The organism is Pseudomonas sp. S8 (assembly GCF_050473925.1).
GTDB classification, from domain to species: domain Bacteria; phylum Pseudomonadota; class Gammaproteobacteria; order Pseudomonadales; family Pseudomonadaceae; genus Aquipseudomonas; species Aquipseudomonas parakoreensis.
The window spans coordinates 35,059-58,255 of record NZ_JBFDVZ010000016.1 but is presented as its reverse complement, the minus strand read 5'-3'; the positions used below and the strand labels follow the sequence as shown (position 1 = coordinate 58,255).

The following is a 23,197-nucleotide window of genomic DNA, read 5'->3' as shown; positions in this document are numbered from 1 at the left end:
AAAGATCGCAGCCTTCGGCAGCTCCTACAGTTGACCGAGTCGCCGCTCAGGTGGCTGGGCGAATACTGTTGATCAACGACTGCAACGAATACCCCAACCGCGGCGCCAGCGCTTCAGCGCGGGCGGTCAACGCCTGCATGTCCAGCTCCTGATCGAGATCCGCCGGCACAATCAGAATCACATTGCCCTCCTTCACCGGCAGTTCCCAGTAATGCCGGTGGTAGAGCCCACGCAGCAACGCGGCGCCCAACGGTTTGCCATCATCGGTGGCCCACTGGTTGATCACCAGCCAGCCGCCCGGATTCAAACGCTTCTGACAGTCACCGAGAAAACTCCAGGCCAGATGCCCGACACCCGGGCCGACATCGGTGTACAGGTCGACAAAGATCAGATCCGCAGGCTCGGCCGTCGGCAGCAACTCCAGCGCATCGCCGACCCGAATGTACAAACGCGGATCGTCATCCAGCCCCAGGTATTCGATGGCCAGGCGCGGCACATCCGGGCGCAGTTCGATGGCTTCGACATCTTCCAGCGGCAGGAACTTGAGGCAGGCCTGGGTCAGCGTACCGGCACCGAGGCCAAGAAACAGCGCGCTCTCCGGTTGTTCGTGGCACAACGCGCCAATCAGCATCGCCCGGGTGTAGTCGTATTCGAGCCAGCTCGGATCGGCGGTGAACACGCAGCTCTGCTCGATGGCATCGCCGAATTCCAGAAAGCGGTAATCGGCCACTTCCAGCACGCGAATCACGCCGAACTCATCCTGTACCTCGGCGAGCAACAGCTCGACGCGCTCCTCAGTCATTTCGTCTCCTGATGGTCACCGGGCGCGGTGACGCGATGGCACCGCTGCGGCGCCGTGGCAAAGCGGCGATTGTCGGTGATGGGGCGGGAGCAGGTCACGCACTAATTGCTGCTACCATGGCCTTCCCGTGCGTAGAACCCATTAGAGACCGTGATGAGCCAACCCTGGAGTCCTGACAGCTGGCGCGCCCTGCCGATCCAGCAACAACCCCAATACCCCGACGCCGCGCATCTGCGCCAGGTCGAGCAGACCCTGGCCAGCTATCCGCCGCTGGTGTTTGCCGGTGAAGCGCGCGAGCTGCGCCGCCAGTTTGCCGAAGTGACTCAGGGCCGGGCGTTCCTGTTGCAGGGCGGCGATTGCGCGGAAAGCTTTGCCGAGTTCTCGGCGGCGAAGATTCGCGACACTTTTAAAGTGCTGCTGCAAATGGCGATCGTCATGACCTTCGCCGCCGGTTGTCCGGTGGTCAAGGTCGGGCGCATGGCCGGTCAGTTCGCCAAGCCGCGCTCGGCCAACGACGAAACCCTCGACGGCGTGACCCTGCCCGCCTACCGTGGCGACATCGTCAACGGCATTGGTTTTGACGAAAAGAGCCGCGTGCCGGATCCGGAGCGCCTGCTGCAGTCCTATCACCAGTCCACCGCCACCTTGAACCTGTTGCGCGCCTTCGCCCAGGGCGGCTTCGCCGACCTGCATCAGGTGCACAAGTGGAACCTGGATTTCATCGCCAACTCGGCACTGGCCGAGAAATACAGCCACCTCGCCGACCGCATCGATGAGACCCTCGCATTCATGCGCGCCTGCGGCATGGACAGCTCGCCGCAACTGCGCGAAACCAGTTTTTTCACCGCCCACGAGGCGCTGCTGCTGAACTACGAAGAAGCGTTCGTGCGTCGCGACAGCCTGACCAACGATTACTACGATTGCTCGGCGCACATGCTGTGGATCGGTGACCGTACCCGTCAGCTCGACGGTGCTCACGTCGAATTCCTGCGCGGGGTGAACAACCCGATTGGCGTCAAAGTCGGCCCGAGCATGAACCCGGACGACCTGATCCGCCTGATCGACGTGCTCAACCCGGACAACGATCCGGGCCGCCTGAACCTGATTGCGCGGATGGGCGCGAACAAGGTAGGCGATCACCTGCCGGCGCTGATCCGCGCGGTACAGCGTGAAGGCAAGCAGGTGCTGTGGAGCTCCGACCCGATGCACGGCAACACGATCAAGGCCAGCAGCGGCTACAAGACCCGCGACTTCGCGCAGATCCTGGGTGAGGTGAAGCAGTTCTTCCAGGTGCATGAAGCCGAAGGTACTTATGCTGGCGGGATTCATATCGAGATGACCGGGCAGAATGTCACCGAGTGCATCGGTGGCGCGCGGCCGATCACGGAAGACGGGTTGTCGGATCGTTATCACACCCACTGCGATCCGCGGATGAATGCCGATCAGTCGCTGGAACTGGCGTTTTTGATTGCGGAAACTCTGAAACAGGTCCGCCGCTAGACCGAGTCGCCCCATCGCCAGCAGGCATGGATTGACCTCTATCCCTGTAGGAGCTGCCGAAGGCTGCGATCTTTTGATCTTGAAAAACAAAATCAAAAGATCGCAGCCTTCGGCAGCTCCTACAGGGGTCAAAATCACTCAAAGATCTCTGTGGGAGCCAGCCTGCTGGCGATGAGGTCGTTCAGGCACCCTCAATTTGCGCCAACGCCACCCGCAACCGCGCCGCACTCTCACGCTGACAATTAAGCTGCACCCGCGCAAGCCCCAGCCAAACGGCCATCTGCCGCAGATTCAACGCCAGCGCCAGCATCCCCTCTTCATCCAGCCCCGGCACTTCCTCGTGCACCGCGTGCACCGCCAGGCGCCCCGACGCTCGCTCGGCCCGCAGGTCGACCCGCGCGGCAATCCGTTCGTTGTGCAGGAAAGGCAGCACGTAATAGCCATAGACCCGCTTGTCTTGCGGCGTATAAATCTCCAACCGATAGCGGAAATCAAACAGCCGCTCGGTGCGACTGCGTTCCCAGATCAACGAATCGAACGGCGACAACAGTGCACTGGCAACCACTTTGCGCGGCACCTTCGGTTCCGGCAGGCAGTAGGCGATCTGTCGCCAACCGGCGACTTCACAGGTCTGCAACTGCCCGTCCTCGACCAGCTCCGCCAGACGCGGGCGCGCATCCGCAGGATTCAAACGGAAATAATCCCGCAGATCCTTTTCCGTACCGACGCCGAGCGCCTGCGCCGCGTGCAGCAACAAGCCACGTTGCGCCTCAGCCTCGTCAGGTAACGCTTGTTGCAGAATCAAGGAGGGAATGACCCGCTCCGGCAAATCATACAAACGCTCAAAACCGCGGCGACCGGCCACGGTCACTTCACCTGCAGCGAACAACCATTCCAGCGCATGCTTTTCCGCACTCCAGTCCCACCACTGCCCGGCCTTGTCCTCGCGGGTCGACAGACTGCCGGCACCCAATGCACCACGCTCCTCGACCGCACTCAAGACCCGGCGCACAACGCTCTGCTGCTCCAGACCAAACTTTGCCAGTTGCTGATAAATGTCCCTGCCATTCCTTGCCCGCTGCATGCGCCACCCCATCAACGGATACATGCTCAATGGCAGCAACGACGCTTCATGACCCCAGTACTCGAACAACGTGCGACGTCGCCCCGTACTCCAGGCGGCCTGGTCAAGCAAATCAGCGGAATAGGAACCCAAACGGGAAAACAGCGGCAGGTAGTGCGAGCGCACCACGGCGTTGACGGAGTCGATCTGCAGCAGACCCAGCCGTTCGATCAGCCGGTTGAGTTGCGGCGCCTTGACGGTCGGCGGCTGGCGCCCGTTGAATCCTTGGGCGGCCAGCGCCAGACGTCGCGCTTGTTTGAGAGAAAAGGCCAGAGTCGCGGGCATGAGCATCTCCTTGTCTGCTCGCAACCTACCTCACCTGAAAGTGGTTTGTGTAGTAAGGCGCCGATCATTTATGCATCGGATCGTCCCAGAACGGCCGGATGGCCTCGTGCTCGACGTCGGCACGGCTGACCCCGATGTCCTTCAGCGCTTCGTCGCTCAGGCTGGCAAGCAACTCGCGTTCTCGGTGCAGTTCGTACCAGCGGCTAAACTTGTGCAGCAGGTCGGAAACGATATGACCGTGGCCGGAAAATTTTGTGTCGTCTACATACTCTCTTTGACCTTTCATCGTGTTGCCCTCCTTGTGGATGGCTCAAGTCTCGCGCTGGCGCTAAGATCAATCCAACGAATGTTTCTGATGGCACTCATCACGGAGATTCATCAATTGTCGGCCTACCCCAGTATCGATACCGATGTCCTGCGCACCTTCGTCGCGATTGCCGATCAAGGCGGGTTTACCCGCGCCGGCGAAATGGTCAACCGCACGCAATCGGCGGTGAGCATGCAGATGAAGCGTCTGGAAGAAGACGTGTTGCAGCGTCAGCTGTTCGAGCGCGACGGCCGCCAGGTACGCCTGACCGCCGAAGGCCAAGTGTTGCTGGGTTATGCGCGACGCATCCTGAAATTGCACAGCGAAGTGTTCAACACCCTGCGCGAGCCGCACATGGTCGGCACCGTGCGCATCGGTACGCCGGACGATTACGTGATGCGGTTTCTGCCGGGGATCCTCTCGCGGTTCGCTCAGTTCTACCCGCTGATCCAGATCGAAGTGCATTGCGAGTCCAGCAAACAGCTGTTGCAGCGCACCGATCTGGACTTGTCGATCGTCACCCGCGAGCCGGGCAACGAGATCGGCCAGTTGCTGCGCAAAGAGCGTTTCGTCTGGGCCGAGGCGCAGAATTTCAGCGCGCACGAGCAGACGCCGCTGCCGCTGGCGATGTTCAACAGTGATTGTTTCTGCCGCTTGTGGGCTTGCAATGCGCTCGACGCGATGGGCCGCGATTACCGCATCGCCTACAACAGCACCAGCCTGTCGGCACTGATGGCGGTGGTGAGCGCGGGTCTGGCGATCACCGCGCAACTGGAGAGTTTGATCACCCCGGACATGCGTATTCTCGGAGCCAACGAAGACCTGCCGCTGCTGCCCGAGGCCAGCATCATGCTGATCCGCAACCTGAACAACCCGTCGCCGATCACCGAATGCCTGGCCGAGCACATCGTCGAAGGCTTCAAACTTTAAACGCGAGCATCACCGCACACAGCACCAGGAAACCGCAGAACAGCCCGCGCAGCAGTTTTTCCGGCATGGCGTGGGCGACTTTGACGCCCCAACTGATGCTCGCCAGACCGCCGATGGCCAGGGGCAGGCCGATCATCCAGTCGACCTCGTGATGCACCGCGTACGTCACCAGGGTCACGCCGGTGCTGGGCAGCGCCAGTGCCAGCGACAGGCCTTGAGCAACCACCTGGCTTGTGCCGAACAGACTGGTGAGGACCGGCGTCGCCACCACGGCCCCGCCAACACCGAACAGACCGCCCATGGTTCCGGACGCCGCGCCAAGCACACCCAGCCATGGCCATGAGTAACGCATCTCGGAGGTCACGGCGGTTTTCTTGCCGAACATCTTCAGCAGGTTGTACGCCGAGAGCACCACGAGGAAAGCGACAAAACCGATCCGCATGGTTTGCGCATCAATGCCCACCGCCCAGATCGAACCGATCCACGCAAAGCAAAAACCCATGATCGCCAGCGGCAGCGCGTGGCGCAGCTCGATGCGATTGCGCTGATGATAGCGCCACAGCGCCAGCATCACGTTCGGCACGACCATCACCAGCGCCGTGCCTTGGGCGATCTGTTGATCGAGTCCGAACCATACGCCCAGCAGCGGAATGGCGATCAGCCCGCCACCAATGCCGAAGATCCCGCCCAATGTGCCGAGGGCGGCGCCAAACAGCAGGTACAACAAAAACTCGATCACAGCGATGTCCTCATCCGTCAAGCGACCCATCCTACGCAGTCGAGGCTGGCGGGGAAACGCACAGCAACGCACAATGGCTGTGCCAAAACCGCATAGGCATTGAACTGATTGATGAATCCCAATCAATTGACCGAACAACTTGGGCTGTTTCTCGATGTGCTGGAGAGCGGGAGCTTTTCTGCGGCTTCGCGTCGACATCCGCTGACGCCATCCGCCGTCGCCCGACGCATCGACAGCCTGGAAAGCGCGGTCGGCAGCCAGTTGTTTATCCGCAGCACTCATGCGGTGCGCGCCACGCCGGCCGGGCTGGCGTTTGCCGAGCGGGCGCGGCGCATCGTCAGCGAGCTGCAACTGGCCCGCGCCGAGGCGGTGTCGTTGAGCAGTGCGCCGGAAGGCTTGATCCGCATCGATGCCCCGGCCGCTTTTGGTCGCCGCCATCTCGCGCCGGTCATCGCTGACTTTCTGGTGCTGTACCCGGGCCTCGACGTGCAGTTGCACCTGATCGACAGCTTCATCGACATGCACGGCTCGAATCTGGGCAAAGTCGATCTGGTGCTGCGCGCCGGGCAAATGGCCGATACGCGGCTGGTCGCCACGCCGCTGGCGAGCATGGTGCGCATTGCCTGCGCCAGCCCCGACTACCTGAAACGCCGTGGCGCACCGCGCCATCCCGCGCAGTTGAGTGAACATGACGGGCTGGATTGGGAAGGTCTCGCCCCGCCCTTCGCCTGGCGCTTCGAACTGGACGGGCAAATGCAACTGCATCGCCCCGCGCGCATCCGCATGAGCGCCAACAATGCCGAAGCGCTGGTGTGCGGTGCTCTGGCCGGGCTGGGCATCGCGCATTTGCCGACCTGGCTGGCCAGCGAATACCTGCTGCGCGGCGAACTGCTGCCGCTGTTCTGCGAGAACGGCCTGCCGCAACCGGAAAGCACCGGCATCTATGCGCTGCGCATGGAACAGCAGACCCACTCGCGCAGCCGTCTGCTTTTGGAATACCTCAAGACCCGCTTCAGCCCGGTGCCACCGTGGGATCTGGCGCTGCAACGCGAGCTGGGCCGACACTAGATCCTGGATAATTATCTGGCGCATTAAACATTCGGGCGCTAGATTCAAGCCCATCACCGAACAAGGCTTTGCCATGACCACCGAACGCGACACCTGCGACGACCTGCTGCTCGACAATCAGGCGTGCTTCGCCCTGCATTCCACTTCACTGATGATGACCAAGGTCTACAAGCCGCTGCTGCAAGCGCTGGGCCTGACCTATCCGCAGTATCTGGCGATGATGGTGCTGTGGGAAAAGGACGGTTTGACCGTGGGCGAAATCAGCACGCGGTTGCTGACCGATCCAGGCTCGCTGACACCGTTGCTCAAGCGGCTGGAAGGTGAAGGCTTGCTCAGCCGAACCCGCAGCCGTGAGGATGAACGCGTGGTGATCGTTGAACTGACTGCCCAGGGACGCGCCTTGAAGAACAAGGCCCGAACCGTGCCTCAATGCATCCTGGGGGCCAGTGGCTTCACGCTGGAGCGCCTGCAAAACCTGCAAGCTGAATTGCAGGCATTGCGTGGTCATTTGCAAGACAGCCTCGCTTAAGACTCCCCTTCCCTGTGGGCGCAGCCTTGCGCCTGCAGGCGAATCGCACATTCCCCGCTTACCCCCCGAAAATTTTTCCTCTCGTTTCAGGTTCAAAAAAACCTTCTATATCAAAAGCTTGAGATCACGACCCAGCCCGATCCAAGCGCCCATTCCCACTTTCTTCAAAAAATTATCTTGCGCACAAAACATTAGCGAGCTACATTCACTTCGCACTTACTTAGCGCGCAAATAATTAGCGCAAACAAACACACTCGACGAGGCTCACACCATGCAAAAGCTCTACACCGCAATCGCAACCTCCACTGGCGGCCGTGATGGTCGTGCGATCTCCAGCGACAACATCCTCGACGTCAAGCTGGCTACTCCGAAAGAACTCGGCGGTGCCGGCGGCGCGGCCACCAACCCTGAGCAACTGTTCGCTGCCGGCTACTCGGCCTGCTTCATCGGCGCGCTGAAATTCGTTGCCAGTCAGACCAAACGCAAAATCCCCGACGATGCCTCGATCACTGCTCATGTCGGTATCGGTCAGATTCCTGGTGGTTTCGGGCTGGACATCGACCTGCACATCAGCCTGCCGGGCCTGGAACAGGCGGATGCACAGAGCCTGGTTGAAGCGGCGCATCAGGTCTGCCCGTACTCCAACGCGACCCGTGGCAACGTTGACGTACGTCTGCACACCACCGTTTGAGAACAACGCCAAACCACTATGGGAGCGGGCTTGCTCGCGAACAGGCCCGGTCAGACAACCTGTTTGTTGAATGACACACCGCATTCGCGAGCAAGCTCGCTCCCACAGGGTTCAGGGGTAGACGTGGAATCGCAGGCACAAAAAAGCCCGACTCAATGGTCGGGCTTTTTCTTTCCGTAAAAAGCAGTGCTTATTTGGCACGGCCTTTGTAGGAACCGCCTTCGCGGGTATCGATCTCGATCATGTCGCCGATTTCGATGAAGTCAGCCACCGACAGCTCGGTACCGTTCTTCAGTTTGGCAGGCTTCATCACCTTGCCGGAAGTGTCACCGCGAGCGGAACCTTCGGTGTAGTCAACCTGACGCACGATGGTGGTCGGCAGTTCTACGGACACCAGACGCTCTTCGAAGAACACGGCTTCGCAAACGTCGGTCATGCCTTCTTCAACGAAAGGCAGAACGCTTTCGATGTCTTCGGCGTTCAGTTCGTACATGGTGTAGTCAGTGGTGTCCATGAACGTGTAGGTGTCACCGCTGATGAAAGACAGGGTGGCTTCTTTACGATCCAGGATCACGTCGTCCAGCTTGTCGTCCGCACCGTAAACGGTTTCGGTCTTGTAACCGGTCAGCAGGTTCTTCAGCTTGGTCTTCATGATCGCGCTGTTACGGCCCGACTTGGTGAATTCAGCTTTCTGAACCAGCCAAGGATCGTTGTCGATACGGATCACGGTACCGGGTTTGAGTTCTTTACCAGTTTTCATTGCGAATATCCGAATTTGGATGGGATTTACAAAAATCTAGGCCGCGTATCATATCCAATTTAGGTAAAACTGTACCAGCGCCGTGGCAAGATCCGCCTGCAAGCCTTGTTCCAGACACCATTGCTCGGCGTTTTCCTGCAGTTCTGACCCGTGTTTACGGGCCTTGAGCCAGTGCTCGCCGATCGGTTGCCCGGCACTCCAGGCCCGCCACAGACCGTTCATCGCCTCGGCAGCGGCCGGCGAAAGCCCTTTCGTATACAACGCAAGAAAGGCGTCGAGCTTGTCCAGATGGATGTCTTCATCCTGCTGATAAATGTGCCAGAGCATCGGTCGCCCGGCCCACTGTGCACGGACGAACGAGTCTTCTCCGCGCACTGCGTTGAAGTCGCAGCACCACAGCAACTGATCGTATTGATCCTGACGAACGAACGGCAGCACCTGCACCGTCAGCGCCTGACGCACGTTCAGGTCACCAACGGCCAGAGAGTCGACCCCGAGCCAGCGCGCAACGTCACCGAGAATCCGCCCTTCCGGCACCAGTAGATGGGTCGGCGTGCTATCGGCAGCCAGCACGTCCAGCCAACTGGCCAGCCCGGCATTCTCGTAGGCAAACAATGAAATCAGTTGTGCGTCTGCTACGCGATCTACACCCAAGCCTTGCAGAAACTGGCGCTGCGCAGCCGCGTCCTGCTGAAATTGCCGACGCCGCTCAAGCAGACCGCTTTCACGCAGTAAGCCGCCGGTCCCAGGTCGAAATCCGGGAAAGAAAAAGAATTTCTGCACCGACTTGTACTTCACCGACGGTAAACCGTGACAACCGGTGACCCAGTCTTCAGCGCTGAGGTAATCGAGGTTCATCCACAGCGGCGGCTGTTGCCGCTCGGCCATGGCGTCCATATAAGCAGCTGGCAACTGACAAGCAAACGCGGCGATCACCACGTCCGCCGCTTCCGTCTGCGGCCAGTCGCTCGGCCAGTGCCACACCTCGACGCCCTGCTGCGATTGCTGCGCAAGGTGGATGTCGATCTCGGGGCAGATGCGTTCGAAGGCGCGCAGGTCATCAACCCACAAGCGCACTGCCAGTCCATGTTCGGCCACCAGTTGCCGGGCCAGACGCCAGGTCACGCCGATGTCGCCATAGTTGTCGACCACGGTGCAAAAAATATCCCAGCGGGTTTTCGGTACCGACATGCAAGACTCCCGTTGGCAAAAGCGCTGATTGTCCGCATAAATGACCTCGCGCAGAAGAGCCGACGGCGATTAATCTTCGTGCGACAATCGCCACTTGCCCGCAATCATCCGCCAGGAGGCAGCCATGCCCTATCGTCCCAACCCGCGTCGTCCCTTGCCCGTTCAGCTCAGCGCGTTGCAACTGACCGGCAGTATTGCCCTGGGCATGTGGCTGGGCTTTCTGGCCATCGCCCTGACCTGCTGGCTGATCTCGCGTTTTGTGTTGACCGAGCAACTGGCGCCGGTTGCCCAGGCCGTGCAGCAACTGGCCAAGCCGCCAGCGGCCGTCCAGGTACAACCGGACATTCCGCCACAGAGTCCGCTGTTCGAGCAATACGAAGAGAACCTGCGCAAGAACGAGCAGCAGGCACGCCTGGATCAGGCTCGCGGCAGCAGTCGCAACCAGTCGAATCCGAAATGCCAGTTCTGGCTGCAACAGGACCAGACTGCGCCGAGCGAAAAGAGCCGCGCCAACGTTTTGCAATTCTGCGATTGATCATGAACAAACACACCGTCCACCAACTGATCCTCGACAAACTGCGCGCCGACCTCGACATCGCCGAGCGCGCCGCGCAGACCGCTTATGAAACCGCGACCCACGAAGAGAACATCGCCGAGAACAAGTACGACACCCTCGGACTTGAGGCTTCCTATCTGGCGGCGGGTCAGGCGAAACGGGTCGAGGAAATCCGCCAGTCACTGGCACTGTGCCAGAACCTGACGCTGCGCGCCTACGACGAAAATCGCGGCATCGAGATCGGTGCCCTGCTCGGTCTGGAGGACGAAAAGGGTCGCGAACAATGGCTGTTTCTGGCCCCGGATGCAGCGGGCCTGAAAGTCGATGTGGTGGGTCAGCCGATTACCGTCATCAGCCCACGCTCGCCGCTGGGCAAAAGCCTGCTGGGCAAGCTCGAGGGCGATGAGGTGGAGATTCTGGTGGCAGGCACCCGGCAACAGTTCGCTGTCACCGAGGTGCTTTGAGGCGGGGACTTAGTGGACCGGCAATTCGACGCCGTCGAACAGCTCTTCCAGTTCCTGTTTGTTGTGGCACTGGATGGCTTTGGCCATCACTTCGCGGGTCAGGTGCGGGGCGAACTTCTCGATGAAGTCGCACATGAAACCACGCAGGAACGTACCGCGACGGAAACCGATCTTGGTGATGCTCGACTCGAACAGTTCGCTGGCATCCAGCACCACCAGGTCGTTATCGAGCTTGGTGTCGACCGCCATTTTGGCGACGATGCCCACACCCAGACCCAGACGCACGTAGGTTTTGATCACGTCGGCGTCGGCGGCGGTAAACACCACTTTCGGCGTCAGGCCACGATGACTGAAGGCTTCGTCGAGTTTCGAACGGCCGGTGAAACCGAACACGTATGTCACGATCGGGTATTCGGCCAGCGCTTCGAGGGTCAGCTTCGGCAACTTGGTCAGCGGGTGGCCCTGAGGCACGACCACGCAACGGTTCCAGCGATAGCAAGGCATCATCACCAGATCACCGAACAGCTCCAGCGCTTCGGTAGCGATGGCGAAATCGACCGTGCCGTCAGCGGCCATCTCGGCGATCTGCATCGGCGACCCTTGGTGCATGTGCAGCGCCACGTCCGGGTATTGCTTGATGAAATTGCTGATCACCGGCGGCAATGCGTAACGTGCCTGGGTGTGGGTGGTGGCGATCGACAGGGTACCTTTCTTCTCGTTGGAGAATTCCTGAGCGATCTGCTTGATGCTTTCGACCTTGCGCAGGATTTCGCCAGCGGTGGTGATGATGCGCTCGCCGGCCGGGGTGACGCGGGTCAGGTGTTTGCCGCTGCGAGCGAACACTTCAACGCCAAGTTCGTCTTCCAGCAGACGGATCTGTTTACTGATACCCGGTTGCGAGGTGTAAAGGCTTTGGGCGGTAGCGGAAACGTTGAGGTCGTGGTGCGCCACTTCCCAGATGTAGCGCAATTGTTGAAGCTTCATATGTATCCCTCAAAGCAGGTAGACGCCACGGGCATCAGCGACGGTATATAACTATATTAATGGTTTGATGAATAAATCTAGAACTTTTTTATCAAAACGCCATTATTCCCGCTTCAGCGATCCCCCCGGCGCCGACGCTCCACCAACGGCACCAGATAGACCGGCACCTTGGCCAATTGCAGGACCCGGGTCGCCGTGCGCCCCAAAGGCGTTTCAGCCCCTACGCCGTGACTGTGAGTGCCTACGATCAACAAATCCACAGAGAGTTTCTGCACCTGGTCGAGAATCACCTGCGCCGGATCGCCCTGCACCACCCGAACCGCGCAAATCCGCTGCAGATCCTGCTCGCCCTCGTCGCCCAGCTCTTCGCGAAAACTGTCCAGCACCCGTTGCTCGATACTGGCGATGACAGTTTTCAGACCTTGACTGTGAAATTCGTTCAATGCCTGTTCGTCGAGATAACTCTGCAATACCGACTCGGCAAACAGCCCCATGGGCTCCACTGCATGCACCACGTACAAGTCGGCATTGAATGTCCGCGCCAGTGCCAGGGCATGCTGCATCACTAACGGTGCGTACAGACCGAGGTCAGTGGCATACAGCATCGAACGAATCATATGACCTCCTCGCGTGCCAACATGGCGGAGATTTGATTCAGCTTAGCAGTGCCTTGGCGACTACGACGTGCGACGCAACGTCTTGAAGCACAGGGGCTTTAGATCGACGTTTCGTTGCTGATGCCATGCGGCACATGGCCGGTGGCGACCACTTCACGGGCGAGCTCGCAGTGCCCGGACTGATCGTCGAAAAACACGTCGGCGGCAAAGGCTTCGAGGAATGCCGATTTGGTCAGACCGCCGAGGAACAGCGACTCGTCGAGGCGGATATCCCACTCGCGCAAGGTGCGGATCACCCGCTCATGGGCCGGTGCCGAACGCGCGGTGACCAGCGCCGTGCGGATCGGGCAGTCGTCCTCCGGGAACTCGCGTTGCAGCGCATTGAGCGCCGCCAGAAAACCTTTGAACGGCCCACCGCGCAATGGCTCGCGTGCCGACTCGCGTTCCTTCGCCTGGAACGCCTCCAGCCCGCCGGACTGATAAATGCGCTCGGATTCGTCGGAGAACAACACCGCGTCACCGTCGAAGGCGATGCGCAATTCATCACTCGCGGCACGGCTGGCGCCACCAGACAGGATTGTCGCTGCAGCAAATCCGGCATCCAGTGCGGCGCGCACGTCCTCGGCGTGCGTGGACAGAAACAGGTCACAGCCAAAGGCCTTGAGATACGGATACGGGCTGCGTCCGCCGACGAAGGCCGCCCGGGAAATGTCCAGCCCGTAGTGATGAATCGAGTTGAACGCGCGCAGGCCGGTATCGGCACTGTTGCGCGAAACCAGAATCACCTCGACCCGGGCGCGGTCGAGGCGACTGTTGAGGCTCAGGAGTTTTTCCACCAGCGGGAACGCATCGCCGGGGGCGAGAATTTCGTCTTCGTGTTCGATCTGGTATTGCCGATAGGCTTCGACGCCGCTCGACAGGTAGACCTTGTGACTCTCGCTCAGATCGAACAAGGCGCGAGACGAAATCGCCAGCACCAGTTTGTCATCGATGTTCTTGGCCATGCCTTCCCCCCACTCCCGCAAAAAACCGACTCAGGTGTTGCGTCGGTCGATGAAACCCAACGTGCGATGCAGCGCATCGATTCGTGGCAATTCACATCCTGCCGCCTTGGCGGCGGCCAATGGCCGGGCGTAAATCGCTTCCAGCTCCAGCGGCCGTTTGTGCAGAAAATCGTGGTACATGCTCGGCCAGTAATCGGGCATTTTCTCGGTCATTGTGAACAAGTACTCGGCGTAACCGGGCGGCATATCGTGACCGCAGGCCTTGGCGCCCTTCACGACTTCAGCCATCAATGCCTGAATCAACGCGCGACTGTCAGCGTCGGCCATCAGCGGCGTGGTACCGGCACCGAGCAACACCGAGAGACCGTTGTAGGGAATATTCCACACCAGTTTCTGCCAGCGCGCCTGTTGCAGATTGGCCATCGCCTGCGAATCGATGCCCGCGGCGCGGAACAGACTGGCGCCCTCTTCAACGAGCGCCATGCGCGCCGCATCGTCCGTCGCCGGGCCGCTGTGATAGCCGACGTTCACCGCCCCCAAGGCCTGATGGGTGATGTGCCCCGGACCTTCGCGATGCACGCAGATCAAGCACAGACCACCGAGCAGATGCAGGGAGTCGGGCAGCAGCTCACGCAAGCTGTCTTCGACGTCCAGACCGTTCTGCAGCACCAGCACTTTCGCGCCGGGCCTGGCCGCGGCAATGATCGCCGGGGCCAGACCCGCGCTGCTGGTGGTCTTGGCGCCGACCAGCAACCAGTCGCAGGCCGGCATGTCCTCGGCCTTGGCATACGCTTGCACCGGGTTCAATGTCAGCGTGCCATGCACGGCACTGTCCACTTGCAACCCCCGCTCGGCCACCGCTGAAAACTCACTGCGCAGTAAAAAGTGCACATCGAAACCGGCCCGCGCCAGCATCAAACCGTAAAACCCGCCAATTGCACCGGTGCCGATAATCCCGATCACCGGTTTGCTGTCTGCTCCCACCATCTATGGCAACTCCTCTGCAATTCGACCCAGCGCCTGCGCCACTGCCGCGTTCAGCGCAGCGGCGCTCAGACGCGTGTGCAATGCCCCAAAGAACTCGCCGTCGCGTACCACAAACAGCGCCGGCAAATGAAAGACCTGATAGCGCTCCACCAGCCCGCCGTTGTTGCCGGCATCGATCCAGCACAGGCGATCCACCGCCAGCGCGAACCCGGGCAACACCTCTCTGGCATAGCGGCAACTGGAACAGCCGACACTGGTGAAAATCACCAGCGAAACACCGCTCATCGCCAGCAGCCGCTGGTCGGCGTCGAAATCGGTCAGCTCGGATTCGACCACTATACTGGGGGAAACAATGTCAAATGGCCGACACAGGGAGTCTGTGCTCATGGGACGTTTCATTCCTCATCCGGACGATGTGCCGGTTGAATTAACCTTGCTCAAGCCCGAGTGTATTTCCAGGCAACAGCTGCACACTATCAGCCTCGGCGGGATCGCTTGCAATTATCACCGCGCGTGGCGCCACGGCACGGCGCTGCAGGTGCGCATGCCGACACTCAACGCCGAGATCTGTTATCCGGGCTATGTCGCGTGGTGTCTGCGGCGCAAAAAGGGCTATCTGGTGGGGATCGCGTTCACCGATGAGCAGACGCTGTTCAGTGCCCGGATGGGCGAACAGGTGTGCCAGATCGAACGTTATTGCCGCATGAACGAGGCCCACGACGATCTGCAGGATATTCAGGCGCTGGCCCTGCAATGGGTCGAACAACACGCCGACGAGTTCTCCCACGACAGCGTGCGCGAGGCTTTTGCCCAGCCAGTGCTGGATTAAAGCGGCGCTTGCCCATTGTCGAGCCGCGTCTGACGCGCTAAGGTTCGGCTCCCCGACGCGCTTAAATCTGCTGTGCTCCGCCGCGCGGGGATCGCTGGCGGCCGGCACCCGTGACCTGACGAGTAAACGATGGCTGATTTACCGATCAACGACCTAAACGTCGCCTCTAACGAGACCCTGATCACTCCCGATCAGCTCAAGCGTGATATCCCTCTGAGCGACGCTGCCCTGCGCACCGTCACCAGGGGCCGCGAAGTCATTCGCAACATTCTTGATGGCACCGACCACCGTCTGTTCGTAGTGATCGGCCCGTGCTCGATCCACGATATCAAGGCTGCCCACGAATACGCCGACCGCCTCAAGGTGCTGGCGGAGGAAGTCTCCGACACCCTGTATCTGGTCATGCGTGTGTATTTCGAGAAGCCACGGACCACCGTCGGCTGGAAAGGCCTGATCAACGATCCGTACCTGGATGACTCGTTCAAGATTCAGGACGGCCTGCACATCGGTCGCCAGTTGCTGCTGGACCTGGCCGAGAAAGGCCTGCCGACCGCCACCGAAGCCCTCGACCCGATCTCCCCGCAGTACCTGCAGGACCTGATCAGTTGGTCGGCCATCGGCGCGCGTACCACCGAATCCCAGACCCACCGTGAAATGGCTTCCGGCCTGTCTTCGGCTGTCGGCTTCAAGAACGGCACCGATGGCGGCCTGACCGTGGCGATCAACGCCCTGCAGTCGGTTTCCAGCCCGCACCGTTTCCTCGGTATCAACCAGGAAGGTGGCGTGTCGATCGTCACCACCAAGGGCAACGCCTACGGTCACGTGGTGCTGCGTGGCGGCAATGGCAAGCCGAACTACGATTCGGTCAGCGTCGCCCTGTGCGAGCAGGCGCTGAACAAGGCGAAGATCAAGCCGAACATCATGGTCGATTGCAGCCACGCCAACTCCAACAAGGATCCGGCCCTGCAACCGCTGGTGATGGAGAACGTCGCCAACCAGATCCTCGAAGGCAACCAGTCGATCATTGGCCTGATGGTCGAGAGCCATCTGAACTGGGGCTGCCAGGCCATCCCGAAAGACCTCGCCGACCTGCAATACGGCGTGTCGATCACCGATGCCTGCATCGACTGGTCCGCCACCGAGAACACCCTGCGCAGCATGCACGCCAAGCTCAAGGATGTGCTGCCTAAGCGTCAGCGCAGCTGATTAGCGTTTCGCAGGCATAAAAAACGCCGGGCATTGCCCGGCGTTTTTGTGTGTAGGGGTGATCAGATTTTCGCAGCGCGCTTCTGATGGCGCTCCATATAGCGCTCGACGTAGGAGCACGACGGAATCACCGTATAACCCATTTCCTCGGCGTACTGCAGCGCGCTTTCGGTCAGCGCTGCCGCGATGCCTCGACCGCGCAGGGCGTTGGGCACGAACGTGCGGTAGATATCCAGGGTCTGTTTCCCCAGATCCATATAGGTCAGGTAGGCACGATGACCGTCCACATTGGTCTCGAACTGATGACCAGCCTGGTCATGGTGGATGGACAACGCCTCGCTCATCACTACTCCTCGCGGGTCTTGAATTCTGACCCCTACCTTACCGATGTTTTTCCGGCGAAGGAACATCTACGCCACCCCGTGCCTGATGGACACCGAGAAAAGCCACACCGATCTCGCGCAACCGAGCACGTGATAAATAGTAGGCACCATTGGCAAAAATGCTCAAGGTGCGCTCGTCATCGTGCAGGTTGTACGGATAACTCCGATGGGCGTAGTGGCAGGCGCGGGGAACATATCCCGAGGCGCTCACCTGAACATTGCCGGATGTCGAGACTTAAGACGCAGGCTCTTCTTTAAAGTCACCTCAAGAGCGACAAAGATATGTGAGGCGTCATGCAAAATCGGAACAAAAGTGTAGACGAATTCATCTAGGCAGACTTGGTGCAAGACGCCGAAAACAGCACATGACAGCGGGAACTTTTTCTCATTAACTCGCTCAGGCAGGGGCTTGCAGCTGGATATTTTTTAATCAGCCCGGTTGAAAGTTGCTCGAAAAAGAATCAACGCCTACAATTTTTTTTGCTTCTTGCGCTACGTCAGTTTACTTACTACAAGTAATGGGTAGTATGTACGCCGGCTATTTCCTCAATCGGAGGAGAAAGCCACTTAATTGAAAGTCCTTGAAGGGGAACACGATGAACAACGTTCTGAAATTCTCTGCTCTGGCTCTGGCCGCAGTTCTGGCTACCGGTTGCAGCAGCGCATCGAAAGAAACCGAAGCACGTCTGACCGCTACTGAAGACGCAGCTGCTCGCGCCCAGGCTCGTGCAGACGAAGCATACCGTAAAGCTGATGAAGCTCTGGCTGCTGCTCAAAAAGCACAACAGACTGCTGACGAAGCTAACGAGCGTGCTCTGCGTATGCTGGACAAAGCTAGCCGCAAGTAATAATCCCTCGGGATTGTTATCAAGCCGACCCAGTTTCTGGGTCGGCTTTTTTGTGCCTGCAGCTTTTGTCCGGACAATAAAAAACCCGCCGACGCGTCTTGCATCGGCGGGTCTGGGTCGGCCTTATTGCTGCAGGTCGATCGGCGCACTCGAGACAATCGGAGCCGAGGTATTCGGCGTGCCGATTTCGGTTGGCAAACCGTCTTCGGCCGCCACCACATCACGCACCACATCCCAGTTCACGCGCAGATTGTTGGTCACGTCTTCGCGCTTGAGCATCGCGTTGATCACCGCCGTGTGCTTGTCGACCACCGACGGATTGCCCTTGTCGTCGATTGGCGTGTGCGCTTCCAGATAGACCTTGCCGCCACTGCTGCCGAACTTGTACGCGTCATTGAGGATGCGCACCGAAGTCCCGACCGGCACCATGGCCGCCATTTCCAGGACGTTGTTGTTGAACATCCGGAAGCAGCCGTGGCTGGTGCGCATGCCGATGCCGAACTTCTTGTTCGAGCCGTGGATCAGGTAGCCCGGGGTGCCCAGGGTGAACTTGAACGGGCCCAGCGGATTGTCAGGACCGGCCGGCACCACGTTCGGCAGCGGATCACCATCAGCGGCGTGCTCGGCCTTGATCGACGCAGGAGGGGTCCAGGTCGGGTTCGGCGTCTTGGCGGTGATCGAGGTATGCGCGATTGGCGAACCCCAACCTTCACGGCCGATACCCAGCGGGAAGGTGTACACCACGTTCCGGCCTTTCGGGTAGTAGTAGAGACGGTATTCGGCGAGGTTGATCACGATGCCCTCGCGCGGCCCCGGCGGCAGAATGAACCGCGTCGGCAGAACGATTTCAGTACCCGCGCCCGGCAGCCAGGCATCGACACCCGGGTTGGCCGCGACCATTTCCGAATAGCCCAGGTCGTACTTGGTCCCCAGGTCAGCGAAGGTGTCTTCGTACTTGGCCTTGATCACCTGCACCTGACCGATGATGTCCTCACCAGGCGGTGGCAGGGGAAACTCCAATGCAGCAACGGGACCGGCCACACACAGGGCGGCAAGTGACAGGCAGCGGGTGACGGCAGGAAAGCGCGGCAACATCCGGAAAATCCTTCGCATGATCAACAAGGGGTATAAGAGCGCGATTGTACACCGCACCTCGGGAATTCGGGGAGATGCGCCGATGGGCAGCCAGAAGTCTTCATGCAGGCGCTGCCGCAGGCTGCGATCTATTGGTCCTAAAGCTCGAAACGCAACTCAGGCCAGATCGGCGAGGTGCCACGTTTTTGCGACTCGAGAATCGCCCGGCACAACGAACACAGACGCTGATCCTGGAACACCCGGCGATCGACGCTGGACCAGCGCGGCTGCGCCGGCAACAGACTGCCGCACAACGTACGGTCGGCCGAGCCTCCGAGTTCGAGCTGACGGGTCACCAGATGCACCCGCACTTCCTGGCAGGCGAACAGATCCAGCTGTTCGTCAGGCTCGATCAGTTGGTAGGCAAACAGGGACCAGGCAGGACGCGGCATCGGGGGCTCCAAATAAGGGGGCGCCACATTAGCCGAAAGCCTGCCACTAGAAAAGCCTCATAACAGCGGTTTTAGCGTCGGCCAGACATTTTCCAGCAACTTGCCCTGAGCCCCGACTGCCGGGTGCAGACCATCGGCCTGCATCAGCTCGGGATGCCCGCCCACGCCTTCGAGGAAAAACGGTACCAGCGGGATGTTTTTCTCGTCCGCAAGTTTGCCGTAGACCTCGGCAAAGGCATCGGTGTAACGCTTGCCGTAGTTCGGCGGCAATTGCATGCCGAGCAGGAGCACCTTGGCACCGGTCTGGCGCGAGCTGTCGATCATTGCCGCAAGGTTTTGTTGCAATTGCGTTGGCGGCATTCCGCGCAGGCCGTCATTGCCGCCCAATTCGAGGATCACCAGTTCCGGCTTATGCTCTGCAAGCAGCGCCGGCAGGCGCGCCTGGCCTCCGGCACTGGTGTCACCGCTGATGGAGGCATTGACCACTTTGTCGTCAAAACCTTCAGCCTTGAGCCGTTGCTCGAGCAGCGATACCCACCCCAGGCGGGTATCCAGTCCGAAACCGGCGCTGATACTATCGCCAACGATCAGGACAGTACCCGCCGCTGCGTTCTGGGCCATGCACATCAAGGCCAGGCCAGCACTCAAAAACCACACACGCATCGGATTCTCCATGGGCGCAAGCATTCTCACCGCGAAGAACCTCAGCAAAGTGGTTCCCAGCGCGGAAGGTGAACTGACTATCCTGCACGAACTCAGCCTGGAACTGAACCAGGGTGACAGCCTGGCCATCGTCGGCGCGTCCGGTTCCGGCAAATCCACCCTGCTCGGCCTGCTCGCCGGTCTCGATTTGCCGAGCAGCGGCGAAGTCATTCTCGCCGGACAAGGCCTGAGCAGTCTCGACGAGGACCAGCGCGCGCGCATCCGTGCCGAGCACGTAGGCTTCGTCTTTCAGTCGTTCCAGTTGCTCGACAGCCTCAACGCCCTGGAAAACGTCATGCTGCCGCTGGAACTCGATGGCCGCAAGGACGCCCGTGAGCGCGCCACTGAATTGTTGCAGCGCGTCGGCCTCGGCCAGCGCCTGACGCACTCGCCGCGCCAGCTCTCCGGTGGTGAACAGCAGCGCGTGGCGATTGCCCGGGCTTTCGCTGCCGAGCCGGACGTGCTGTTCGCCGACGAACCCACCGGCAACCTCGACAGCCACACCGGCGAGCGCATCAGCGACTTGCTGTTCGAACTGAACAAGGAACGCGGCACCACGCTGGTACTGGTGACCCACGACGAACGCCTGGCCCATCGCTGCCGGCGCCTGATCCGACTTGAAGCCGGGCTGCTGGTCGCCCCTCTGGAGCCTTGATGGCACGTCTGCCGCTCTTGCGCCTGTTCAGTCTCGCCCTTCGCCAATTGCTGCGCGATGCTCGCGCCGGCGAACTTCGCGTGTTGTTCTTCGCCCTGCTGGTGGCGGTGGCCGCGAGTACCGCAATCGGTTACTTCGGCGCCCGTCTCAACGGCGCAATGATGCTGCGCGCCACCGAGTTCCTTGGCGCCGACCTGGTCCTCGAAGGCAGTTCGCCGGCCCGCGACGAACAGATTCGCAGCGGCACCGAGCTGCGTTTGAATCATGCACAGGTGGTGGAGTTTTCCAGCGTCGTCGCCACTGACAACGGCATTCAGTTATCGAGCATCAAAGCCGTCGACCGCGCTTATCCACTGCGCGGCGAACTGAAAAGTGCCCCGGCGCCGCTTGCCGCCGAGACAACCGGCGGCGAACCGCAACCCGGTGAAGCGTGGGTCGAGGCACGCTTGCTGACCGCCCTGGACCTGAAAATCGGCGACAGCATCGACGTCGGCATGAAAACGCTGAAACTGACCCGCGTGCTGACCTACGAACCGGATCGCGCCGGCAACTTCTACAGCTTAACGCCTCGGGTGATGATCAACCTCGATGACCTCGCCGCCACCGGCGTAGTGCAACCCGGCAGCCGCGTGAGTTATCGCGAACTGTGGCGCGGCGAACCGCAGGCGCTGGAAACCTATCGGCAATTGCTCAAACCGGGCCTGGCCGCCAATCAGCGCATTCAGGATGCGCGTGACGGCAACCGGCAGATTGGCGGCGCATTGGGCAAGGCCGAGCGCTACCTGAACATGGCCAGTCTGGTCGCGGTACTGCTGGCCGGCGTGGCCGTGGCACTGTCTGCAAACCGCTTTGCCAGTCGCCGCTTCGATGCCAGTGCCTTGCTGCGCTGCCTCGGTTTGTCGCGTCGAGAAACCATGCTGTTGTTCAGTATTCAACTGAGCGTACTGGGTTTGTTCGCCGCCCTCAGTGGCGCGGTGCTTGGCTGGCTCGCACAACTGGGGCTGTTTGCCCTGCTGCACGATCTGCTGCCGGCAGATGTCCCGCCAGGCGGCCTGTTTCCGGCGATGGCCGGCATCGGTACGGGACTGGTCGCACTCGCCGGTTTCGCCCTGCCACCGCTTGCCGCGCTGGGTCGGGTACCTCCACTGCGCGTGCTGCGCCGTGACATGCTGCCGATTCCGTCGAGTACCTGGATGGTCTATGGCGCGGCACTGGGCGCACTGGGTCTGATCATGTGGCGCCTGAGTCTGGATCTGTTGCTGACTTTCGCCCTGCTGGGCGGCGGTGTAATCGCGGCGCTGGTATTGGGTGGTTTGCTGTTGTTGCTGCTCAACAGCCTGCGACGGATGCTCGCCCGTGCGCCGCTACCGTGGCGCCTCGGTCTGGGTCAGTTGTTGCGTCATCCGCTGGCGGCGGCCGGGCAGGCGCTGGCGTTCGGTCTGATCCTGTTGTCGATGGCATTGATCGCTCTGCTGCGCGGCGAGCTGCTCGACACCTGGCAAAACCAGTTGCCGAAAAACGCACCGAATTACTTTGCCCTGAACATCCTGCCAGCGGACAAACAAGCCTTCACCGACCACCTGATCAAAGTCTCGGCTCAAGCGGCACCGCTATACCCAGTGGTGCCCGGACGGCTGATCAGCATCAACGGCGAACCGGTGCAGCAGATCGTCAGCAAGGATTCGGCCGGCGACCGCGCAGTGCAACGCGACTTGAGCCTGACCTGGGCCGCAGACTTGCCGGCCGGCAACACGCTCACCGCCGGTGTGTGGTGGACCGGGCAACCCTCGGAAGACATACCGGGCGTGTCGGTGGAAGGCAAAGTCGCCGAAAGCCTCAAGCTCAAACTCGGCGATCGCATGGTGTTCAGCGTGGGCGGGGTCAATCGTGAAGCCAGGGTCACCAGTCTGCGCGAAATCAATTGGGACAACTTTCAGCCGAACTTCTTCATGATCTTCCAGCCCGGCACCCTGAGGGATCTGCCGGCGACTTACCTGACCAGTTTCTATCTGGCACCCGGTCACGATCAGCAGATTGTCGAACTGTCACGGGCATTCCCGGCGGTGACCATCCTTCAGGTCGAAGCTCTGCTCGAACAGCTGCGCAGCATCCTCGCCCAGGTCACCCTGGCGGTGGAATACGTGTTGTTATTTGTGCTGGCGGCGGGGATGGCGGTGCTGTTCTCTGGCTTGCAAGCCACGCTGGACGAGCGCATTCGCCAAGGCGCGTTGTTACGCGCACTGGGCGCGCAACGGCAGTTGCTGGTCAAGGCGCGGCGTATCGAGTTCGGTCTGCTCGGCGCGGTCAGCGGTTTGCTGGCGGCCATCGGTTCGGAAGTCGTGAGTCTGGTGTTGTATCGCTTTGCCTTCGATCTGCCATGGCATCCGCATCCATGGCTGCTGGTGCTGCCATTGATTGGCGCCGCACTGATTGGCGGTGCCGGCGTGTTCGGCACTCGTCGAGCACTGAATGCGAGTCCGCTGACAGTCTTGCGCGAGGGTTGATAGACTC

27 protein-coding genes are annotated in these 23,197 nt (G+C 60.5%); 12 read left to right on the top strand and 15 right to left on the bottom strand.

Annotation, left to right across the window (positions count from 1 at the left end; all coding sequences use genetic code 11):
• Window positions 1–46: 46 nt before the first annotated feature.
• A complete protein-coding gene (locus tag AB1J88_RS01530; RefSeq protein ID WP_041069570.1) occupies window positions 47–802 on the bottom strand; it encodes a spermidine synthase in 756 nt (251 codons plus the stop codon).
• Between the two features lie 153 nt (window positions 803–955).
• On the opposite strand from AB1J88_RS01530, the gene AB1J88_RS01525 reads away from it, so the two are divergent.
• Window positions 956–2,302, top strand: a complete 1,347-nt coding sequence (locus AB1J88_RS01525; RefSeq protein ID WP_041069567.1) for a class II 3-deoxy-7-phosphoheptulonate synthase — start codon at window positions 956–958, stop codon at window positions 2,300–2,302.
• A gap of 181 nt (window positions 2,303–2,483) precedes the next feature.
• Here the strand turns inward: AB1J88_RS01525 and AB1J88_RS01520 are convergent, their stop codons facing one another.
• On the bottom strand, window positions 2,484–3,710 hold the full coding sequence (locus AB1J88_RS01520) for a winged helix-turn-helix domain-containing protein (RefSeq protein ID WP_430290026.1): 1,227 nt from the start codon (window positions 3,708–3,710) through the stop codon (window positions 2,484–2,486).
• Window positions 3,711–3,774: 64 nt separating this feature from the next.
• Window positions 3,775–3,996, bottom strand: a complete 222-nt coding sequence (locus AB1J88_RS01515; protein WP_007964812.1) for a DUF1127 domain-containing protein — start codon at window positions 3,994–3,996, stop codon at window positions 3,775–3,777.
• Window positions 3,997–4,092: 96 nt separating this feature from the next.
• Between AB1J88_RS01515 and AB1J88_RS01510 the strand changes: the two genes are divergently transcribed.
• Window positions 4,093–4,947 (top strand): LysR substrate-binding domain-containing protein, encoded by an 855-nt coding sequence (locus AB1J88_RS01510; protein ID WP_047295460.1) that lies wholly within the window; start codon window positions 4,093–4,095, stop codon window positions 4,945–4,947.
• Here AB1J88_RS01510 and AB1J88_RS01505 read toward each other — a convergent pair.
• Window positions 4,937–5,686, bottom strand: a complete 750-nt coding sequence (locus AB1J88_RS01505; protein ID WP_222019376.1) for a sulfite exporter TauE/SafE family protein — start codon at window positions 5,684–5,686, stop codon at window positions 4,937–4,939. The genes AB1J88_RS01510 and AB1J88_RS01505 overlap by 11 nt on opposite strands.
• A gap of 111 nt (window positions 5,687–5,797) precedes the next feature.
• Between AB1J88_RS01505 and AB1J88_RS01500 the strand changes: the two genes are divergently transcribed.
• The 3 genes from AB1J88_RS01500 to AB1J88_RS01490 all read left to right on the top strand — a co-directional run bounded on the left by AB1J88_RS01500 (window position 5,798) and on the right by AB1J88_RS01490 (window position 7,974).
• The gene (locus tag AB1J88_RS01500; RefSeq protein ID WP_096794959.1) at window positions 5,798–6,754 is read left to right on the top strand and encodes a LysR family transcriptional regulator; all 957 of its coding nucleotides are present in this window, start codon (window positions 5,798–5,800) and stop codon (window positions 6,752–6,754) included.
• 73 nt (window positions 6,755–6,827) lie between these two features.
• Window positions 6,828–7,283 (top strand): MarR family winged helix-turn-helix transcriptional regulator, encoded by a 456-nt coding sequence (locus AB1J88_RS01495; RefSeq protein WP_041069550.1) that lies wholly within the window; start codon window positions 6,828–6,830, stop codon window positions 7,281–7,283.
• Between the two features lie 271 nt (window positions 7,284–7,554).
• On the top strand, window positions 7,555–7,974 hold the full coding sequence (locus AB1J88_RS01490) for an organic hydroperoxide resistance protein (protein WP_430290024.1): 420 nt from the start codon (window positions 7,555–7,557) through the stop codon (window positions 7,972–7,974).
• A 190-nt stretch (window positions 7,975–8,164) separates the two neighbouring features.
• Here the strand turns inward: AB1J88_RS01490 and AB1J88_RS01485 are convergent, their stop codons facing one another.
• Complete coding sequence (locus AB1J88_RS01485; protein WP_003226785.1) at window positions 8,165–8,734, bottom strand: elongation factor P; 570 nt, start codon at window positions 8,732–8,734, stop codon at window positions 8,165–8,167.
• A 48-nt stretch (window positions 8,735–8,782) separates the two neighbouring features.
• Complete coding sequence (gene earP, locus AB1J88_RS01480) at window positions 8,783–9,925, bottom strand: elongation factor P maturation arginine rhamnosyltransferase EarP (protein WP_430290023.1); 1,143 nt, start codon at window positions 9,923–9,925, stop codon at window positions 8,783–8,785.
• A gap of 124 nt (window positions 9,926–10,049) precedes the next feature.
• Here earP and AB1J88_RS01475 point away from each other — a divergent pair, with 124 nt between their 5' ends.
• Both AB1J88_RS01475 and AB1J88_RS01470 read left to right on the top strand, forming a co-directional pair.
• Window positions 10,050–10,460 carry a hypothetical protein gene (locus tag AB1J88_RS01475; RefSeq protein ID WP_041069540.1) on the top strand — a complete coding sequence of 137 codons (411 nt, stop codon included), beginning with the start codon at window positions 10,050–10,052 and terminating at the stop codon, window positions 10,458–10,460.
• Window positions 10,461–10,462: 2 nt separating this feature from the next.
• Window positions 10,463–10,945, top strand: coding sequence for a GreA/GreB family elongation factor (locus AB1J88_RS01470; protein ID WP_041069537.1), 483 nt, complete (start codon window positions 10,463–10,465; stop codon window positions 10,943–10,945).
• Window positions 10,946–10,954: 9 nt separating this feature from the next.
• On the opposite strand, the gene cysB is transcribed toward AB1J88_RS01470, so the two are convergent.
• The 5 genes from cysB to AB1J88_RS01445 all read right to left on the bottom strand — a co-directional run bounded on the left by cysB (window position 10,955) and on the right by AB1J88_RS01445 (window position 14,924).
• Window positions 10,955–11,929 (bottom strand): HTH-type transcriptional regulator CysB, encoded by a 975-nt coding sequence (gene cysB / locus AB1J88_RS01465; RefSeq protein WP_007908591.1) that lies wholly within the window; start codon window positions 11,927–11,929, stop codon window positions 10,955–10,957.
• Between the two features lie 113 nt (window positions 11,930–12,042).
• A complete protein-coding gene (locus AB1J88_RS01460; RefSeq protein ID WP_041069532.1) occupies window positions 12,043–12,546 on the bottom strand; it encodes a universal stress protein in 504 nt (167 codons plus the stop codon).
• A 98-nt stretch (window positions 12,547–12,644) separates the two neighbouring features.
• Complete coding sequence (locus tag AB1J88_RS01455) at window positions 12,645–13,550, bottom strand: 5'-nucleotidase (RefSeq protein ID WP_430290022.1); 906 nt, start codon at window positions 13,548–13,550, stop codon at window positions 12,645–12,647.
• Between the two features lie 30 nt (window positions 13,551–13,580).
• Window positions 13,581–14,537 (bottom strand): putative 2-dehydropantoate 2-reductase, encoded by a 957-nt coding sequence (locus AB1J88_RS01450; protein WP_222018754.1) that lies wholly within the window; start codon window positions 14,535–14,537, stop codon window positions 13,581–13,583.
• Window positions 14,538–14,924 (bottom strand): thioredoxin family protein, encoded by a 387-nt coding sequence (locus tag AB1J88_RS01445; RefSeq protein WP_222018753.1) that lies wholly within the window; start codon window positions 14,922–14,924, stop codon window positions 14,538–14,540.
• On the opposite strand from AB1J88_RS01445, the gene AB1J88_RS01440 reads away from it, so the two are divergent.
• The gene (locus AB1J88_RS01440) at window positions 14,923–15,366 is read left to right on the top strand and encodes a PilZ domain-containing protein (protein ID WP_430290021.1); all 444 of its coding nucleotides are present in this window, start codon (window positions 14,923–14,925) and stop codon (window positions 15,364–15,366) included. The two genes, AB1J88_RS01445 and AB1J88_RS01440, sit on opposite strands and share 2 nt — an antisense overlap.
• Before the next feature lie 129 nt (window positions 15,367–15,495).
• Window positions 15,496–16,572 (top strand): 3-deoxy-7-phosphoheptulonate synthase, encoded by a 1,077-nt coding sequence (locus AB1J88_RS01435; protein ID WP_430290020.1) that lies wholly within the window; start codon window positions 15,496–15,498, stop codon window positions 16,570–16,572.
• A 62-nt stretch (window positions 16,573–16,634) separates the two neighbouring features.
• On the opposite strand, the gene AB1J88_RS01430 is transcribed toward AB1J88_RS01435, so the two are convergent.
• Entirely contained in the window at window positions 16,635–16,916 is a 282-nt protein-coding gene (locus tag AB1J88_RS01430) for a GNAT family N-acetyltransferase (protein WP_025113131.1), read from the bottom strand.
• Window positions 16,917–17,551: 635 nt separating this feature from the next.
• On the opposite strand from AB1J88_RS01430, the gene oprI reads away from it, so the two are divergent.
• Window positions 17,552–17,803 carry an outer membrane lipoprotei OprI gene (gene oprI / locus AB1J88_RS01425; RefSeq protein ID WP_025113130.1) on the top strand — a complete coding sequence of 84 codons (252 nt, stop codon included), beginning with the start codon at window positions 17,552–17,554 and terminating at the stop codon, window positions 17,801–17,803.
• Between the two features lie 123 nt (window positions 17,804–17,926).
• Here oprI and AB1J88_RS01420 read toward each other — a convergent pair whose 3' ends face one another.
• The 3 genes from AB1J88_RS01420 to AB1J88_RS01410 all read right to left on the bottom strand — a co-directional run bounded on the left by AB1J88_RS01420 (window position 17,927) and on the right by AB1J88_RS01410 (window position 19,992).
• Window positions 17,927–18,898, bottom strand: a complete 972-nt coding sequence (locus AB1J88_RS01420) for a L,D-transpeptidase family protein (protein WP_041069516.1) — start codon at window positions 18,896–18,898, stop codon at window positions 17,927–17,929.
• A gap of 137 nt (window positions 18,899–19,035) precedes the next feature.
• Window positions 19,036–19,329, bottom strand: coding sequence for a hypothetical protein (locus AB1J88_RS01415; protein ID WP_003226812.1), 294 nt, complete (start codon window positions 19,327–19,329; stop codon window positions 19,036–19,038).
• A 57-nt stretch (window positions 19,330–19,386) separates the two neighbouring features.
• Window positions 19,387–19,992, bottom strand: a complete 606-nt coding sequence (locus tag AB1J88_RS01410; protein WP_041069506.1) for an arylesterase — start codon at window positions 19,990–19,992, stop codon at window positions 19,387–19,389.
• Window positions 19,993–20,002: 10 nt separating this feature from the next.
• On the opposite strand from AB1J88_RS01410, the gene AB1J88_RS01405 reads away from it, so the two are divergent.
• Both AB1J88_RS01405 and AB1J88_RS01400 read left to right on the top strand, forming a co-directional pair.
• Complete coding sequence (locus tag AB1J88_RS01405; RefSeq protein WP_041069503.1) at window positions 20,003–20,686, top strand: ABC transporter ATP-binding protein; 684 nt, start codon at window positions 20,003–20,005, stop codon at window positions 20,684–20,686.
• Complete coding sequence (locus AB1J88_RS01400; protein ID WP_430290019.1) at window positions 20,686–23,190, top strand: ABC transporter permease; 2,505 nt, start codon at window positions 20,686–20,688, stop codon at window positions 23,188–23,190. Before AB1J88_RS01405 ends, AB1J88_RS01400 begins: the two co-directional genes overlap by 1 nt.
• Window positions 23,191–23,197 lie beyond the last annotated feature (7 nt).